The organism is Lentibacter sp., assembly GCF_965658795.1.
Lineage (GTDB): Bacteria > Pseudomonadota > Alphaproteobacteria > Rhodobacterales > Rhodobacteraceae > Lentibacter.
This window is the reverse complement of the sequence record NZ_CBFHTG010000004.1, coordinates 162,897-177,676: the sequence shown is the minus strand read 5'-3', so window position 1 is coordinate 177,676 and position 14,780 is coordinate 162,897. Positions and strand designations below refer to the sequence as shown.

Here is a 14,780-nt window from a genome sequence, read left to right as displayed (position 1 = left end):
TTAGCTGTCCATCAGCCTGTCGGCTTTTTTGCGCACGAGGACTGTGCGCAGATCGTGCATGGCGAGGAGCAAGGCGTCTGTGACGGCTTCAAGTTGTGCGTCGGTGGCCTTTGACTGCGCCCATTGGGTCGTGGTGTTGAGGTAGTCCACCGCGCGGTGGATATCGTCGATATCACGGTAGGCGAGCAGGCGCGTGCGCTCATCCATCCACTGCTCGATTGCGGCCATATCCTCGGGTGATAACTCCCGCCCGCCATGGGGCTTGATCTCGCCGTTGCGGATATTGACCACAGCGATCTGGTCCATTTCGATACGGCGCTGCCGGTTTTCGGTATCAACCCGAAAGACGAAAGCGCCGTTGTCACGGACGCGGAAATAATACGGCGGGAGTTCGGCGACCATTGAGTGCCTTAATCGTTAAGAGCTGAGTGAGGCACAGAATGACTGGATTCGTGTGCAGGCGTCAACCAATGCTTCATCCGACGTCGCGTAGCTGATGCGGAAGGCGGGGCTAAGGCCAAAGGCGGCCCCGAAGACCACGGCCACGCCTGTTTCTTCCAGTAGCGCGGTTGCGAAGGCTTCATCGGTGTCAATGAGAGTGCCTGCCGTTGTAACCTTGCCGATGAGCTCTGCGATGGAGGGGTAGACGTAGAAGGCACCCTCGGGCTTGGGGCAGGTGATGCCTTCGCAGGCGTTGAGCATGTCCACCACAAGGTTGCGGCGGCGGGTGAAGACCGCGTTGTTTTCGGCGATAAAGTCGTGGCTGCCGTTCAGCGCTTCCAGCGCGGCCCACTGCGAGATGGAGCTGGGGTTGGAGGTCGACTGTGACTGGATCTTGCGCATGGCGGCGATGAGCGGCTCGGGGCCAGCTGCATAGCCGATGCGCCAGCCTGTCATGGCGTAGGCCTTGGAGACACCGTTGCAGGTGAGCGTGCGCTCATAGAGCTGCGGCTCGACTTGTGCCGGTGTGCAGAATTCAAAGCCGTCAAAGGCGAGGAACTCGTACATATCATCGGACATGACCCAGACATGGGGGTGGCGCAGCAGAACATCTGTGAGCGCTTTCAGCTCGTCCCATGTGTAGCCCGCGCCTGTGGGGTTGGAGGGGGAGTTGAAGATAAACCATTTTGTTTTGGGCGTGATGGCGGCCTCGAGCTCTTCGGGCGTGAGCTTGTAAGCGTTCTCGGCTTTGGCGGCGGCAATGACAGGTGTGCCGCCTGCGAGCAGGACCATATCGGGGTAGCTCACCCAGTAAGGCGCAGGGATCAGCACTTCATCGCCCGCGTTGAGCGTGGCCATGAGCGCATTGTAGAGGATCTGCTTGCCGCCTGTCCCGATGGAGACCTGCTTGGGCGTATATGTCAGCCCGTTGTCGCGCGCGAGCTTGTCACAAACCGCCTGCTTCAGCTCGGGGATGCCGTCGGGGGCGGTGTATTTGGTTTTGCCCGCGTTGATCGCGGCAATGGCGGCGGCCTTGATGTGATCGGGTGTGTCAAAATCGGGCTCGCCCGCCGAGAGGCTGATGATATCGCGGCCAGCGGCCTTGAGCTCGGCCGCTTTTGTGCTCATGGCGATGGTGGGTGACGGTTTGACGCGTGAAAGTGTCTTAGAAAGAAAGGACATTGGCAGAAACCTAGTTTGCATTGGGTTGTATACGTCTTAGGTTGCAGTTGAAGGCTGATCAAGAAAGATCGGCGGAATAGGAGAGTTATGTCTGAAGAGATGACCAAAGATTGGTTTGACCCGGAAACATCGACATTTGGGGACCGTGTTGCTGGCGCGCGCGAAGCGGCGGGGATGACCCAGAAGCAGCTTGCCAAGCGCCTCGGTGTGAAGCTGGTCACGCTGCGCAACTGGGAAAATGACATGGCCGAGCCCCGCGCCAACAAGCTCAGCATGTTGGCGGGGCTTCTCAATGTGTCCATGATGTGGCTTCTGGATGGCACCGGCGAGGGCGTTGACCCTGTGCAGGATGTCTCACGTGAAGAGAAAGACATGAACGAGATTTTGGCCGAAATTGTAGACTTGAAGAGCCGCGCACTGCGCACGGCCAACAGACTGGGGGCGCTGGAGAAAAAACTGCGGACTTGGGTTGACTGAGGTGGTGATGGAATCACGCGAGACGCGGCTGAAACGGCTCAAAATGCGCTCCATGCGGCGGGGTATTAAAGAGATGGACCTGATCTTGATGCGCTTTAGTGAGGCGCATTTGCCCAAAATGAGCGAGAGCGCACTCGATTTATATGAGGCGCTGCTTGATGAAAATGATCAGGATTTGTACCAGTGGGTGAGCGGGCAAACGCCAGCGCCACAAGGCCTATCGGAGCTGATTGAAGAGATCGCCCAGCACGTTGACGCCCGCTAGACCAACGCGGCTTTTGGCCGATGTGTGTTGCATTTTATCCATTCGCCCCAGCATTTAACTGATTTTTCGGCATTTTGGTTCAGGTTCCTCCTCGAGCAGTTTCGACGGAGACAAAGAATGAGCTTTCAAATGCAAGTAGGAAATGGACCTGAAGCCAGCTTCATGTCGGGGTATCTGGAGGCGCTCGCACTTGTCGAGCGTCTGCACAGGCTCCTGTTAGATGTGATCAAGGACGAGTTCGAGCGTGTCGGTGTTTTGGAGATCAATGCAGTTCAGGCGCTGCTTCTCTTCAATATCGGAGATAACGAGGTCACCGCGGGGGAGCTGAAAACCCGCGGTTACTATCAAGGCTCGAATGTGAGCTACAATCTCAAGAAGCTGGTGGAGATGGGCTATATGCACCACCAGCGCTGCGAGATTGACCGCCGCTCTGTGCGCGTCAAGCTGACGGCCGAGGGCCGCAAGATCCACGCGGTTGTGGCCGATCTTTTTGCGCGCCACGCAGAGGGCTTGGTGAGCCGGCAGGTTCTCAGCCACGAGGGGCTGGAAGATATCACCAGCGCCCTCAAACGGGTGGAGCGGTATTGGGCCGATCAGATCCGTTATATTTATTGAGGCGGGTTTCAGCGCCCTAAAACGGGGGGCTGGCAAAGAGGGTGCACTGGCAACAGTGCGCCCTTTTTTGCGCGTGCTTCAGCCGTTGTGCGGATCAACCCCGCGCGCAGGCAGAACCCCGATCAGCCCGGGGGCAACTTCTCGTTCCAGCTTGCGGCGCATAGCGCGCTCAAAGTCGCGAAAGCCTTGCGCGACTTCCAGAAAGGCTCCGGGGCCATGGAGCACTTCGTCCTGGTAAAAGGGGATGAGGTTGGTTTCGCCTTCATGGTCGGCGCCATTGATGACGAGGCCATTCACGGTGACACCTGCAAAGTTGAACGCATTATAAGCGTTTGGCGGGCGAAAGCCCTCGTTGTTGATGCCATCGCCGGAGATATCGACTGTTTTGGCGTCACAGGGCGGGCCGCGCTCCAGCTCTTTTGCGGCATGGCCGAGTGCGTAGCCCATGGCTGTGGGAAATTCGTTGTAGCTGCGCTCAAAGCGGGCGACGTTTTCGGCCACATAGAGCAAGTGGGCGCGGGAGCGGATGAGCACCCAGTCTTGCACGCTGACCTGATTGTAGCGGCCTGACCATTCAAAAATGTTGAGCGCGACAGGGCGGGGCGAGGCCAGAAAGGCGCGCACGACATCGGGCGCGATGAGGGCCGCCGCGAGGCCGCCCTTTTGCAAGGCATATTCGCCGTCATCGACTGATGAGGAGACATCAATCGCCAAGACAAGCGCGAGGCGGCAGCCGTCGTCTTGCGCCGCGCCTGCCTGAGGCAGGGCGGCAAGAGCGAGGGCTGCCAGCCAGCGGCGCATCACCAGTGGCCTGTGTTTTCCATGCTGCTCCACGGCTCGGCGGGGGCCAGAGGCTCGCCAGCTTGCAGGAACTCGATGGAGATATTGTCAGGCGAGCGCACAAAGGCCATGCGCCCGTCGCGAGGGGGGCGGTTGATTGTGATGCCGTTGTCCATGAGGTGCTGGCACATGTCGTAGATGTTCTCGACTTCATAAGCGAGGTGGCCGAAATGGCGGCTGTCGGAGGGCAGCTCATCGTCGCCATCCCAGTTATAAGTGAGCTCGACGGGGCACTCGGGCTGACCGGGAGGGGCCATGAAGATAAGCGAAAAGCGGCCTTGCTCACTGTCGTAGTGGCGGGTCTTTTCAAGGCCGATCAGCTCGTAAAAACGGATCGAGGCGTCAAGGTCTTTGACGCGCACCATGGTGTGTAGATAGGTGACTTTCATCTGGCAGCTCCTGTTGCGTTTGGGGGCCAGAGTAGCGCAATTTTTGCGCGCGCCAAGGCTAGAACGTGGATTTTATGCCAAGGCTGAGGCCAAACTCCTGCGTGTCATAGAAGGTCTTGTTGGAGATGTTGCGCGTGGCGTTCAGCGTGAGAGAGGGCGAAAACCCCATATAATCGACTTTGTTGAAGACAAAATTGGCGGAAAGCGCTGCCTTTTGGTCGCTGCGCACAGAGGTGCCAAAGCGCAGCTTGTCATAGGCGCGCAGTTGCAGCAGGCCCGAGAAGGTGGCTTGCGCGCTGAAAAGAGGCTTTGCGGGCAGGTATGAGAGCGAGAGTGTCGCCGCTTTGTGGGCCATGTCGCTTGAGGCGCTGTCAACTTTCGTGAGCGCGACGCCATAGCGCAGCAGGCTTTTGTTTTGTAGCTGCTGGAGGGCAAAGCCATCAACGGTGTAACTTTTGGTGGAGCGCAGCGGCCTGTCTGTGCGGGTTTGGTCCTGGAAGCTGACGCCATAGCCGACGCGCGCAAAGCGCTTTGTTTGTACCTGACGGCCCAAGAACAGCTTATAGCTATGGGCGATCTCTGCGTTGGCCTGCCAGTTTTGTGCCAAGCTGAGCTCCGCGGTTGTGAGTGCGGCCTCGCTGGCGCCGTCAAACTCGAACTTGAGCGTGGCTTCAAGCGCGGCAAAGCCGTAATCCTCGCCGCTGGCTGTGGGAACGGCGGCTTTGGCTGCACTTGAGAGAATGTAGCGGCGCTCGTCATAGCTGATGCCAAAGCTGACGCGGCCCCAGTCAGCAGGGGCGAGCCGGCGTGTCACGTTGAGGCGTGCGCCAATCTCAAGGCCCGAGAGCGGCACGGCTGTCGGATCTACAAAAACAAGGTCGCCGATCGTGTATGTGTTGTCATTGGGGCCGCCGTTGACATTGGATGTCGGGGCAACGGTAAAGCCAAAGCTCAGGCTCCATGGGTTGGCGGCCTTCATGCGGCGGAACTCGCTGCGCGCGGCGTGTTCAAAGCGCGGCTCGTCTGTGGCTTGGCCCGCGCGGCGCAGCCAGATTTGGGCTTGGCCGAACTTCTCTTCATCTTTCAGGATGTTGGACATGGCAAAGGCGGCTGCGAAGCGTTCTTTCTCATTGTCGCTTGAGCGCCATGCGCGGCGGGCGGCAAATTTGGCCTTGGTGGGGCGGCCCAGAGCGCGCTCGGCTTCAGCCAGCACCATGAGCGCAAGGATGTCGCGGCTGTCTTTGCGCAAAAGCCCAATGGCGATGGCGCGGGCGGCACGCGGCTGGCCTTGCTTCAGCAGCCCGAGCGCAAAGCTGCGCGCCTCGGGCAGTGTGAGGCTTGTCGGGGCCTCCTCGGCCAGCACAGCAGGTGCTGTGAGCAAGCCCGCGGCCAGACAGGCGGCTCTCAGCGCTGTTAAGCTATGGCTCAGAAAAGACATCTGGCATGTGCCCATCTGCTTACGGGATGGGGGTGAGGTCGGTTGGTTGTTGTTCGGTCAAAATCACACCCACCTCTCGCGCATCGGCAGCGCTTTCGAAGGTGATCGAGTCAAACGTGGATACGATTGTCGCGCCTGCCGGAATGCCTGAACGGTCAGCCAGCTGTGTTGGCACGGCTTCGCCGTTATTCACGTCGATCAGGATTCTGTTGAAGTCAGCATCGGCGTTGTAGCCGAATTCTGTACCCGTATCACCTGTCGCAGGATCGGTCCATTGGATGACTTCGTAGCGGACATTCTGCATTTCGGCTGTGCCTGTCATGACAAGGTGAGCACCAATTGTCTCCCCTGAACCGCCAGAAATCAGCCCGCCCCATTTTCCGGCATCGCGGATGTTGCCGTCGAAACTTGTGAGCACATCACCCTCGTCAAATTGTCCTGTTTCAGGATCATATTGCACAAGGACTAGAGAAATATCGGGCAGAGGTTGCGCGATGAGATTGCCAGCGGCATCTGTGCGCAAGCGATTGCGAATGTTACCGACGATGGCACCTTCGATTGTCTCTCCCTCTGTGCCAACGGGCAGATTGTCAAAGTCGAGCACATCAAGGTAAAGTTCTGCACTGCCTGTCACGATCTCAAGGCTTGCGCCGTCGTTACGCGTGCGGACAGCGCCGTAGGACCCCAGATAAAGATATTCGCCCACGCCCGACGGGAGATTGAAGGCGTCGCGCTTTACGTTGGCCCCTGCATAGCCAAAATCAATCCAGCGTTCGCCCACGGCGGCGGTGACTTCGGCATCATCGTTTTTCATGAAGACTGCGTAGCTGCGGACCTGACCTGTGGTGGGGGTCTGAATGCTTCGGTAGATATCAACGTTGCCTTGTGTGCGGCGGTACTCGTAGCGCTGGCCTGGGCCATCAAACGGCAGGTTGTTGATCAGCAAGACATTGTCATCGGCATCATAGGTCACCGCGTTCATTGTGAGCTTGTCTTCCAAGTCAAAAACAAACTTGCTGTTCACGGTGCTAGGGTCTGCCTCTGGGTCAACGGGTTCATCAAACGGGTTGGTCCCGTCGCCGCTGCACGCGCTGAGCAGGCCAGCGACGGCCATGGCTGGTAGGAAGCGTTTCATAATAAGTGACCCTCGATATATCTTTTGGCTTAAAAATCAAACTTTCGCGACAACTTGTCAATCAGAGTGATTGGTCCTTTTGATATGAATTTTAGCCCGTGGCATTTTCGCGCTTTTTCTAGTGTTCCAATTTGAGGGTTTCGCAAGATATAGTGCGCCACGACTCACAGCCCCTCAGGAAGGATCTCCAATGTCTCTGACACCAGACCAGCAGGCCGAAATCGAGACATTGCGCAGCACATCCGCGCCGACATTGCGCGCGGTGAGTGAGGGGATGGAGGCACATCTTTACAAAGCCTATCCTGTGCTCGACCACGGGTTTGTTCGCGTTGTCGACTATATGGGCGATGATGCGGCGATCTGTCAGGCCGCACGGGTGAGCTATGGCAAGGGCACAAAGAGTGTTCAGAACGATGAGGGGCTGATCCGCTATCTCATGCGCCACTGGCATTCGACACCGTTTGAAATGTGCGAAATCAAGCTGCATGTGAAGCTGCCTGTGTTTGTGGCGCGTCAGTGGATCCGCCACCGCACGGCCAATGTGAACGAATATTCGGCGCGGTACTCTATTCTGGACCGCGAATTCTATATTCCGGCGCCTGAGCAGCTTGCGGCACAATCTGTGGTGAACAACCAAGGCCGTGGCGAAGCCCTGACAGGCGAAGAGGCGGCACGGGTGCTTGAGTATCTCAAGGCAGATTCGGCGCGCGCCTATGACCACTATGAAGCGATGATCTCGGATGAGGGCCAGCAGGGGCTTGCACGCGAGCTTGCGCGGATGAACCTGCCCGCAAACATCTATACGCAGTGGTACTGGAAGGTCGATTTGCACAACCTGCTGCACTTCCTGAGGCTGCGCGCGGATGCGCATGCGCAGTATGAAATCCGCGTCTATGCAGACGAGATTTGCAAGCTGGTTGCCGATTGGGTGCCTGCGGCCTACAGCGCCTTTGAAGACTACCGCATGGGGGGCGCGACGCTGTCAGGCAAGGCGCTGGACGTGATCAAGCGGATGCTCAAGGGCGAAGAGGTGAGCCAGGAAGCCTCAGGGATGAGCAAAGGCGAGTGGCGCGAGTTTCAGGCGCTGCTAGACTGAAGAGGGCTGGCCTGTGGCCCTTACAGGCGGGCCAGTTGCTTAAACTGTGATATCAATCTGATGTACTTGGCGTTTGAAAAGCGCCTGTTTGCCGTGCAGTCTGCGGGGCAAGACTGTTTGCTGGTGGGCGAAGCCTTTGTGCTGGCGGCAAGGGCGGAGCTTTTCAATTGACCTTTTTGCTCGGTTTGGTAGCTTGGGGGAAATAAGATACAACATTTTGGGTAAGGGACTTGTTATGAATTCTAAAGTTGTAATTGGAGCTGCTTTCGTTGCGCTCATGGGCGCGCCAGCCATGGCGAGCGATCTCATGCCGACATATCCTTATCATGGCGCCAACAATTGCCCCACGGGGCTTTCGCCGATTGTGATGGGTGGGGTGATCTGCTGTGGCACGCCGAACCAGAACGTGAGCTATTCCTCAATGATGGCGCACCCCGCCAAGACGCATAAAACGACCTACAAGAAGCGCGTTGTGCGCCATGTGCCGCGCGACACGTGTATTGAGGGTGAAAAAGGCTGCTACTAAGCTCTGACAGATAAACGAAACGGCGCGGAAAGATGAGCTTTCCGCGCCGTTTTTGTATGATGTTTCGCTTTAGGCCGGTTTGATATTGGTCGCCATTTGGCGGCCATCGCGGCCATCTTCGAGATCAAATGTCACTTTCTGATCATCAGCGAGGCCTGTGAGGCCCGAGCGCTCGACAGCCGAGATGTGAACGAAGACATCTTTGCCGCCATCATCTGGCGCAATAAAACCGAAACCTTTTGTTGTGTTGAACCACTTCACGGTGCCGTTTGGCATGCCGCTTCTCCTTCTTCCCTTTGGCGGAGCCTTTTCAGGCAGGCCCCATATACCTGTCGTCACTCACGATCTCGTGGCTCCGTCAGGGTGACTGGGCGGAAGTCAGAAATAGAAAGTCACTGGCGCAAGCGTTACACATATTTTGTAAAAATCAAATGAATTTAGAGATTCGGAGAAAACTGTGATGAAGATTTACGGGCTGAAAAACTGCGATACCTGCCGCAAAGCGCTCAAGGCGCTTGAGGGGGCAGAGCTGGTTGATGTGCGCGAGGCGGGCTTGCCTGAAGGGTTGCTTGAGCGGGCTGAGGCACAGTTTGGCGAGGCGATCTTGAACACGCGCTCCACCACTTGGCGGGGGCTGAGCGAGGCTGAGCGTGCGGGCGCGCCGCTGGATCTGATTGCGGCGCATCCTGCTCTTATGAAGCGCCCTTTGATAGAGGCGGGCGAGGCGCTCTATCTGGGCTGGGGCAAAGACACTCAGGCCGCGCTCGGGCTGTAAGCCCTCCACAGGGCGCGGTCGGCCGAGAGCCAGCCGCCGCCTTGCACCACCAGTGTGATGAGCAAAAAGACCCAAAGCGCGCGTTGATCCAGGATGAGGCTGTCGGAGGCTTTGTCAAACCATGCGCCGAGCGTGCCTTGGTGCTCTATCCCGCCGTGGCCGTAGAGATCGGTCAGGGACTGGACCACAACAAAGCCGATCATTCCGAGTGCGGCGAGGCGGGTAAAAAGGCCGATCACGATCAGAGCAGGCAGCGCGAACTCGGCAAGTGTGCCGCCTGTGACGACGGCCCAGTGAAACACGGTGAGCTGGCTGATGTCGTAGGTGACAGCTTCCATCGCCTTGGGAAATATTTGCGCATAGGCGCCGACCGAGGGGGTGAGAAAGCCGAAAAGCCCATCGCCCAGTTTGGTGAGGCCTGAGGCGATAAAGTAGTGCAGAAGCACGGCGGCGAAGGTGAAGCGCGCCAGCAGGGGTAACGCTCCGCCAGATGTATTTTGCAGGATTTCAGATGTATTTTTGTATATATTTATCAAATAATTCACGGCTGTTCCTCATGTATAAGTTCAACAATGCTTTGGGTGCTCAGGAGTAGCCCTAAGGTGTGGCTGAGATCAAACTCTGCTGTTGCGTCTTCGGCGGCTTCGGCTGCGTTTTCGAGCGTCTGCCCCGCCTGAAGCGCCATGATGAAGGGTGCGGCTCCAGGGGGCAAAAGCTGCGGCTCGGGGTCATAGGCGCTGCGCGTTATGAGCACAGATTGCGCGCCTGCCTGCGGCTTGGGGGCGCTGTCTTGGGTGTTGTAAAGCCAGAGCGCATAAATCGGCCAAGGCGAGCGCAGAAGGCGCAGCGCTGGCGCAAGGACAAGGCGTAGGCGACCAAGCGTTTCCGGGGCAAACTGGGCCAGAGCCTCGGGGGCTATCGGCGCTGCATCGGCGGCATGGTAGCTTTCGCGCAGGGCAAATTCGAGCCGTGCGACATCGGGCAAATAGGCGTATTTGGCGAGGGGCGGAAAGCCTGCAAGAAAAGCCGCAAAGCCGGCACCGTACAGCATCATCACAGGAGAGGTGGGCGGCTCGGCGCGCAAGTATTCGCGGGCGATGTTGCGAAAGTTCTCCGTGCCTATGAGCTTTGCGACCACAGGAAAGCCCGCTTCCAGAGCGTCAATCAGCGAGACGGTGACATTGTTGCGATATACTGCAAAGCGCTTGCCTGCGGGCGCGCCTTGGCCGTCTGAGAGGCCGTCTGGAACGGGCTGGTCTGGCGCAAGGAGCGCGTGAGAGAAGGTGAGCTGGCTCATGCGGTCGCCTTTTGAAGCGCGGCTTCGGCGCGTGCTGCTTCGGCGGCCAGCACGTTCCATTCGGGGACGTCATTGTCCCATTCGATGAGCAGGGGGCGCGGGCCTGCGCGCTCAAGCGTATAGTCGAGCAAGGCCCAGACAGGGTCGGCGACTTCGTTGCCATGGCTATCAATCAGCAGGGGGCGGCCAGCATCATCCTCGTCTTCATCATGGCCACCAAGGTGGATTTCATGCACGTTTGCGAGCGGGTAGTCGTCGATGTAGCCTTGCGGGCTGTAGCCAAGGTTGGTGGCGGAGACAAAGACGTTGTTCACATCCAGCAGTAGCCCGCAGCCTGTGCGCGTGCTGAGCGCGCGCAGAAAGTCGGTTTCGCTCATATCTGAGGCGTCAAAGGCGAGGTAGGAGGAGGGGTTCTCCAGCAGCATTTGGCGGCCGAGCGTGTCTTGTACCTCATTTATATGTGCCGCGACGCGGGTGAGGGTGGCGCTGTTGTAGGGCAGTGGCAAAAGATCGTTGAGAAAGGCGCTGTCGTGTGACGACCATGCCAGATGTTCTGAAAAACTGGCGGGGTTGAGCCAGTCGCAGAGGTGTTTGAGGCGGGCGAGGTGCTCTTTATCAAGGGGGCCTTCTCCACCAATCGAGAGGCCGACGCCATGCACGGACATGGGGAAGCGCTCGGACAAAGCGCGCAGCTGTGCCAGCGGGCGGCCCCCTTGGCCCATATAGTTTTCGGCGTGAACCTCAAACCAGCCAACAGATGTGGGGCTGTCCATGATCGCGCTATAGTGTTGCGGTTTGTAGCCAAGACCTGAGCGGTTGGGCAGGCGGTTGTCAGGGCGTTGATCAAACATAAGGACACTCCAAAGAACAGTTTTGGGAGGGCCGTGGTGGTGGCCCTCCCGTGTGGTTTATGCTGGCAGATCGCGCTCAAGGGCTTCGAGCGAGCCTTTGCGCATTTCGCCATCAGCCATGGCTGGCAGCTCGATGTCCATGCATGTGCCTGAGTCAACGAGCGTCCAGGCATTGCCTTGGTAATCAACTGTTGAAGAGCCTGCGCAGGTTGTGCCCGGGCCTGCGGCACAGTCATTTGCACCTGCGAGCGAAACGCCAAAGCACTTCTCTTTTTCCATGGCTGAGGCGGCTGTGCCGTGGGCACTGAGGGCTGCGGCAACTGCGCCTGCGACGGCGACGGATTTCATAAATTTGGACATTGGGAACTCCCTTTACGTTAAAATCAGACCGCGTTGTGCGGTGAGACAAACCTAGAGGGAGGATGCGCTCGCAAGCCACTCACGGGCGCGTGTGTCACGCAGATGAGAGCTTCTGTGAGCGTTTTGAGCGGCTCTGAGGGGGAAACATTTCAAGAGCAGGCGCTATTTGCTACGCCTGCTCTCTGGATTTGGATCAATTGTTACAGAAGATCGGGCGGTGTGGCCGATTTGGCCAGCGTGCTCACGATATCATCCAGACTTGTAACACTTGTCTGTTTTTCACCGAGGCGGCGCACGGTGAGGGTACGCTCCTCAACTTCGCGGTGACCGACAGCAAGGATCACGGGGACTTTGCCAAGGCTGTGCTCGCGGACCTTGTAGTTGATCTTTTCGTTGCGCACGTCAGCTTCGGCACGCACACCAGCGGCGCGCAGGGCTGCAACCACTTCATGAGCGTAGTCATTAGCATCGGACACGATGGTCGCAACGACAACCTGACGTGGCGCAAGCCAGAAGGGGAGCTTGCCCGCGTGCTCTTCAATCAGAATACCGATGAAGCGCTCAAAGGAGCCAAGCGTTGCGCGGTGCAGCATGACGGGGCGGTGTTTATCCCCGTCTTTGCCAATGTAGGTGGCATCGAGCCGCTCGGGCAGAACGAAGTCAACCTGATGGGTGCCACATTGCCAGTCACGTCCGATTGCATCGGTGAGCACAAACTCGAGCTTGGGGCCGTAGAAGGCACCTTCGCCCGGGTTCAGCTCAGGCTCGATGCCTGCGGCGCGGGTGGCTGAAAGCAGGGCAGCTTCGGCCTTGTCCCAGACTTCATCAGAGCCTGCACGTGTTTCGGGGCGGTCAGAGAACTTCACGGAGAAGTTCTCAAAGCCGAGGTCTTTGTAGATCATCGACAAGAAGTTGATGAAATCAGCTGTTTCGCTCTCGATCTGCTCTTCGGTGCAGAAGATGTGCCCATCGTCTTGGGTAAAGCCACGCACCCGCATGATCCCGTGCAGCGCGCCCGAGGGCTCATAGCGGTTGCAAGAGCCGAACTCTGCCATGCGCAGGGGCAGATCGCGGTAGCTTTTCAGGCCCTGGTTGAAGATTTGCACGTGGCAGGGGCAGTTCATCGGCTTGAGCGCGTTGACAGCTTTTTCGCGGGCGTGCTCTTCATCAACCTCGACGATGAACATATTCTCCTGATACTTCTCCCAGTGGCCCGAGGCCTCCCAGAGCTTGCGATCCACCACTTGGGGGGTGTTCACCTCGACATAGCCACCTTTGCGTTGCTGGCGACGCATGTAGTCTTGCAAAGTGGTGTAGACAGTCCAGCCGTTGGGGTGCCAGAAGATCTGGCCGGGGGCCTCTTCCTGCATGTGGAACAAGTCCATCTCGCGGCCCAGTTTGCGATGGTCGCGCAGGGCGGCTTCTTCAAGCATATGCAGGTAGGCTTTGAGCTTTTCCTTGCCTGTGAAGGCCACGCCATAGATGCGCTGGAGCATCTCGCGCTTGCTGTCGCCGCGCCAGTAGGCCCCGGCAACGCTCATGAGCTTGAAAGCATCGGCGGGCAGCTGGCCTGTGTGTTGCAAATGCGGGCCGCGGCAGAGGTCTTGCCACTCGCCATGCCAATACATGCGCAGCGGTTCGTTGCCGGGGATGCTGTCAATCAGCTCGACCTTGAAGGGCTCGCCCTTGTCTTTGTAGTGCTGGATGGCCTTGTCGCGCGGCCAGATCTCTGTGCGGACGGTGTCACGCAGATTGATGATTTCTTTCATCTTTTTCTCGATCGCGCCGAGGTCTTCAGGTGTGAAGCTCTCTTCGCGGTCAAAGTCATAGTACCAGCCGTTGTCGATGACCGGGCCGATTGTCACTTTGACATCTGGCCAGAGCTCTTGCACCGCACGCGCCATGACGTGGGCAAAGTCGTGGCGGATCAGCTCGTTGGCTTGGTCTTCATCTTTGAGTGTGTGGATGGCGATGTCGGCATCGGCTTCAATCGGCCATGCCAGATCAAAGTGCTGGCCGTTGACTGTGGCTGAAATAGCCTTTTTGCCAAGGCTTGTGGAAATATCAGCCGCAACTTCGCCAGCTGTGATTCCAGCTGCGTAGCTGCGTGAATTGCCATCGGGAAGGGTAAGGGAAATCTGGCTCATAGCCTAGCTCCTCGTCAGTTTGGCGCCCACGAAAGCGCCCGGTTGCGGGTATGGTTCGGGGCGTGGTTTGCGCTTTTGGGATGGGCTTGTCAAGGCAGGCCAAAGACGGTTGCCGCGCTGGCCACGGCAGGGCAAACTGTGTGCAACTGAGGAAAGGGAGGCCCGTAACGTGCCACAGATCAAGACAGCTCAAGGCCGCGAGATTGCCTATCACAAAACCGAGGGGCGCGCGCCCACAATTGTGTTCTGCGGGGGGCTGAAATCGGATATGGAGGGCACGAAAGCCATTCACCTTGAAGCTTGGGCCAAGGCGCAGGGCCATGCTTTTTTGCGGTTTGACTATTCGGGCCATGGCGAAAGTGGCGGGCGCTTTGAAGAGGGCTGCATTGGCGACTGGCATGAAGACACTTTAGCTGCAATCGAAGCTCTGACAGAGGGGCCGCTGCTTGTGGTCGGCTCTTCCATGGGGGGCTGGCAGGCGCTTTTGCTGGCGCGGGCGGTGCCTGAGCGGCTGATGGGGCTGGTGACCATTGCGGCGGCACCTGATTTTACCGAGGACGGCTATTGGGCCAGCTTTACCGATGCACAGAAGGCCGCGCTTGAGGCGGTGGGCCATGTCGAGCTGCCCTCTGATTATATGGACCCCTACATCATCACCAAGCGGATGATCGAGGATGGGCGTAAGCATCTGGTTTTGCGTGAAAACCTGGTGCTGCCGTTTCCGACGCGGTTCTTGCAGGGCACGGCGGATACGGCTGTGAGTGTTGCAACGGCTGTGCGGCTTTTGGAGCATGCCCAAGGCGATGATATCCGCCTGACACTGGTAAAGGAGGCCGACCACCGCTTTTCTGATGCGCGCTGTCTGGGGCTCTTGGAGGCCGCGGTTGAAGATGTGATCGCTTCTGGCGGATGAGGCGGGTTGTTTTAAAACGGAGCGATTGAGCGG

19 protein-coding genes are annotated in these 14,780 nt (G+C 58.2%); 7 read left to right on the top strand and 12 right to left on the bottom strand.

The window, feature by feature from the left end; translation table 11 throughout:
• Positions 1–402, bottom strand: coding sequence for a hypothetical protein (locus ACTG3X_RS04680; RefSeq protein WP_439110075.1), 402 nt, complete (start codon positions 400–402; stop codon positions 1–3).
• A gap of 15 nt (positions 403–417) precedes the next feature.
• A complete protein-coding gene (locus tag ACTG3X_RS04675) occupies positions 418–1,623 on the bottom strand; it encodes a pyridoxal phosphate-dependent aminotransferase (RefSeq protein ID WP_439110074.1) in 1,206 nt (401 codons plus the stop codon).
• 87 nt (positions 1,624–1,710) lie between these two features.
• Between ACTG3X_RS04675 and ACTG3X_RS04670 the strand changes: the two genes are divergently transcribed.
• The 3 genes from ACTG3X_RS04670 (at position 1,711) to ACTG3X_RS04660 (ending at position 2,980) form a co-directional block, all read left to right on the top strand.
• Complete coding sequence (locus ACTG3X_RS04670) at positions 1,711–2,100, top strand: helix-turn-helix domain-containing protein (protein ID WP_439110073.1); 390 nt, start codon at positions 1,711–1,713, stop codon at positions 2,098–2,100.
• A 7-nt stretch (positions 2,101–2,107) separates the two neighbouring features.
• Positions 2,108–2,365 carry a succinate dehydrogenase assembly factor 2 gene (locus ACTG3X_RS04665; RefSeq protein ID WP_439110072.1) on the top strand — a complete coding sequence of 86 codons (258 nt, stop codon included), beginning with the start codon at positions 2,108–2,110 and terminating at the stop codon, positions 2,363–2,365.
• Between the two features lie 117 nt (positions 2,366–2,482).
• Entirely contained in the window at positions 2,483–2,980 is a 498-nt protein-coding gene (locus ACTG3X_RS04660) for a MarR family winged helix-turn-helix transcriptional regulator (protein WP_439110071.1), read from the top strand.
• 78 nt (positions 2,981–3,058) lie between these two features.
• Here the strand turns inward: ACTG3X_RS04660 and ACTG3X_RS04655 are convergent, their stop codons facing one another.
• From ACTG3X_RS04655 to ACTG3X_RS04640, 4 genes are read right to left on the bottom strand one after another with little or no spacing between them, the layout of a single operon-like run.
• Positions 3,059–3,781 (bottom strand): DUF1194 domain-containing protein, encoded by a 723-nt coding sequence (locus ACTG3X_RS04655; protein ID WP_439110070.1) that lies wholly within the window; start codon positions 3,779–3,781, stop codon positions 3,059–3,061.
• A complete protein-coding gene (locus tag ACTG3X_RS04650) occupies positions 3,781–4,209 on the bottom strand; it encodes a VOC family protein (protein WP_439110069.1) in 429 nt (142 codons plus the stop codon). The genes ACTG3X_RS04655 and ACTG3X_RS04650 overlap by 1 nt, the downstream gene beginning before the upstream one ends.
• A gap of 58 nt (positions 4,210–4,267) precedes the next feature.
• Positions 4,268–5,647: a tetratricopeptide repeat protein gene (locus ACTG3X_RS04645; RefSeq protein WP_439110068.1), complete on the bottom strand. Its 1,380-nt coding sequence runs from the start codon at positions 5,645–5,647 to the stop codon at positions 4,268–4,270.
• A 19-nt stretch (positions 5,648–5,666) separates the two neighbouring features.
• The gene (locus ACTG3X_RS04640; RefSeq protein ID WP_439110067.1) at positions 5,667–6,782 is read right to left on the bottom strand and encodes a hypothetical protein; all 1,116 of its coding nucleotides are present in this window, start codon (positions 6,780–6,782) and stop codon (positions 5,667–5,669) included.
• Between the two features lie 190 nt (positions 6,783–6,972).
• Between ACTG3X_RS04640 and thyX the strand changes: the two genes are divergently transcribed.
• Together thyX and ACTG3X_RS04630 are read left to right on the top strand one after the other, a co-directional pair.
• Positions 6,973–7,878, top strand: coding sequence for an FAD-dependent thymidylate synthase (gene thyX / locus ACTG3X_RS04635; protein ID WP_439110066.1), 906 nt, complete (start codon positions 6,973–6,975; stop codon positions 7,876–7,878).
• A gap of 235 nt (positions 7,879–8,113) precedes the next feature.
• Positions 8,114–8,404, top strand: a complete 291-nt coding sequence (locus ACTG3X_RS04630) for a hypothetical protein (RefSeq protein WP_439110065.1) — start codon at positions 8,114–8,116, stop codon at positions 8,402–8,404.
• Positions 8,405–8,473: 69 nt separating this feature from the next.
• Here ACTG3X_RS04630 and ACTG3X_RS04625 read toward each other — a convergent pair whose 3' ends face one another.
• Complete coding sequence (locus ACTG3X_RS04625; RefSeq protein WP_439110064.1) at positions 8,474–8,680, bottom strand: cold-shock protein; 207 nt, start codon at positions 8,678–8,680, stop codon at positions 8,474–8,476.
• Positions 8,681–8,864: 184 nt separating this feature from the next.
• Here ACTG3X_RS04625 and ACTG3X_RS04620 point away from each other — a divergent pair, with 184 nt between their 5' ends.
• Complete coding sequence (locus ACTG3X_RS04620) at positions 8,865–9,179, top strand: ArsC/Spx/MgsR family protein (RefSeq protein WP_439110117.1); 315 nt, start codon at positions 8,865–8,867, stop codon at positions 9,177–9,179.
• Here the strand turns inward: ACTG3X_RS04620 and ACTG3X_RS04615 are convergent.
• From ACTG3X_RS04615 to thrS, 5 genes are all read right to left on the bottom strand, one after another.
• A complete protein-coding gene (locus tag ACTG3X_RS04615) occupies positions 9,158–9,715 on the bottom strand; it encodes a DoxX family protein (RefSeq protein ID WP_439110116.1) in 558 nt (185 codons plus the stop codon). The two genes, ACTG3X_RS04620 and ACTG3X_RS04615, sit on opposite strands and share 22 nt — an antisense overlap.
• Before the next feature lie 5 nt (positions 9,716–9,720).
• Positions 9,721–10,476: an HvfC/BufC family peptide modification chaperone gene (locus ACTG3X_RS04610; RefSeq protein WP_439110063.1), complete on the bottom strand. Its 756-nt coding sequence runs from the start codon at positions 10,474–10,476 to the stop codon at positions 9,721–9,723.
• Positions 10,473–11,327 (bottom strand): MNIO family bufferin maturase, encoded by an 855-nt coding sequence (bufB, locus tag ACTG3X_RS04605; RefSeq protein WP_439110062.1) that lies wholly within the window; start codon positions 11,325–11,327, stop codon positions 10,473–10,475. The genes ACTG3X_RS04610 and bufB overlap by 4 nt, the downstream gene beginning before the upstream one ends.
• Before the next feature lie 57 nt (positions 11,328–11,384).
• Entirely contained in the window at positions 11,385–11,687 is a 303-nt protein-coding gene (locus ACTG3X_RS04600) for a BufA1 family periplasmic bufferin-type metallophore (RefSeq protein WP_439110061.1), read from the bottom strand.
• Between the two features lie 200 nt (positions 11,688–11,887).
• Positions 11,888–13,834 (bottom strand): threonine--tRNA ligase, encoded by a 1,947-nt coding sequence (gene thrS / locus ACTG3X_RS04595; protein ID WP_439110060.1) that lies wholly within the window; start codon positions 13,832–13,834, stop codon positions 11,888–11,890.
• 169 nt (positions 13,835–14,003) lie between these two features.
• On the opposite strand from thrS, the gene ACTG3X_RS04590 reads away from it, so the two are divergent.
• Positions 14,004–14,747: an alpha/beta hydrolase family protein gene (locus tag ACTG3X_RS04590; protein WP_439110059.1), complete on the top strand. Its 744-nt coding sequence runs from the start codon at positions 14,004–14,006 to the stop codon at positions 14,745–14,747.
• Positions 14,748–14,780 lie beyond the last annotated feature (33 nt).

Excerpts from the sequence above, each read along its gene's own strand:
- ACTG3X_RS04600 (WP_439110061.1), bottom strand. The coding sequence starts at position 11,687 with ATGTCCAAATTTATGAAATCCGTCGCCGTCGCAGGCGCAGTTGCCGCA.
- thrS (WP_439110060.1), bottom strand. The coding sequence starts at position 13,834 with ATGAGCCAGATTTCCCTTACCCTTCCCGATGGCAATTCACGCAGCTAC.
- bufB (WP_439110062.1), bottom strand. The coding sequence starts at position 11,327 with ATGTTTGATCAACGCCCTGACAACCGCCTGCCCAACCGCTCAGGTCTT.
- ACTG3X_RS04620 (WP_439110117.1), top strand. The coding sequence starts at position 8,865 with ATGAAGATTTACGGGCTGAAAAACTGCGATACCTGCCGCAAAGCGCTC.
- ACTG3X_RS04665 (WP_439110072.1), top strand. The coding sequence starts at position 2,108 with ATGGAATCACGCGAGACGCGGCTGAAACGGCTCAAAATGCGCTCCATG.
- ACTG3X_RS04610 (WP_439110063.1), bottom strand. The coding sequence starts at position 10,476 with ATGAGCCAGCTCACCTTCTCTCACGCGCTCCTTGCGCCAGACCAGCCC.
- ACTG3X_RS04670 (WP_439110073.1), top strand. The coding sequence starts at position 1,711 with ATGTCTGAAGAGATGACCAAAGATTGGTTTGACCCGGAAACATCGACA.
- ACTG3X_RS04660 (WP_439110071.1), top strand. The coding sequence starts at position 2,483 with ATGAGCTTTCAAATGCAAGTAGGAAATGGACCTGAAGCCAGCTTCATG.
- ACTG3X_RS04680 (WP_439110075.1), bottom strand. The coding sequence starts at position 402 with ATGGTCGCCGAACTCCCGCCGTATTATTTCCGCGTCCGTGACAACGGC.
- ACTG3X_RS04650 (WP_439110069.1), bottom strand. The coding sequence starts at position 4,209 with ATGAAAGTCACCTATCTACACACCATGGTGCGCGTCAAAGACCTTGAC.
- ACTG3X_RS04655 (WP_439110070.1), bottom strand. The coding sequence starts at position 3,781 with ATGCGCCGCTGGCTGGCAGCCCTCGCTCTTGCCGCCCTGCCTCAGGCA.
- ACTG3X_RS04645 (WP_439110068.1), bottom strand. The coding sequence starts at position 5,647 with ATGTCTTTTCTGAGCCATAGCTTAACAGCGCTGAGAGCCGCCTGTCTG.
- ACTG3X_RS04625 (WP_439110064.1), bottom strand. The coding sequence starts at position 8,680 with ATGCCAAACGGCACCGTGAAGTGGTTCAACACAACAAAAGGTTTCGGT.
- ACTG3X_RS04640 (WP_439110067.1), bottom strand. The coding sequence starts at position 6,782 with ATGAAACGCTTCCTACCAGCCATGGCCGTCGCTGGCCTGCTCAGCGCG.
- ACTG3X_RS04675 (WP_439110074.1), bottom strand. The coding sequence starts at position 1,623 with ATGTCCTTTCTTTCTAAGACACTTTCACGCGTCAAACCGTCACCCACC.
- thyX (WP_439110066.1), top strand. The coding sequence starts at position 6,973 with ATGTCTCTGACACCAGACCAGCAGGCCGAAATCGAGACATTGCGCAGC.
- ACTG3X_RS04630 (WP_439110065.1), top strand. The coding sequence starts at position 8,114 with ATGAATTCTAAAGTTGTAATTGGAGCTGCTTTCGTTGCGCTCATGGGC.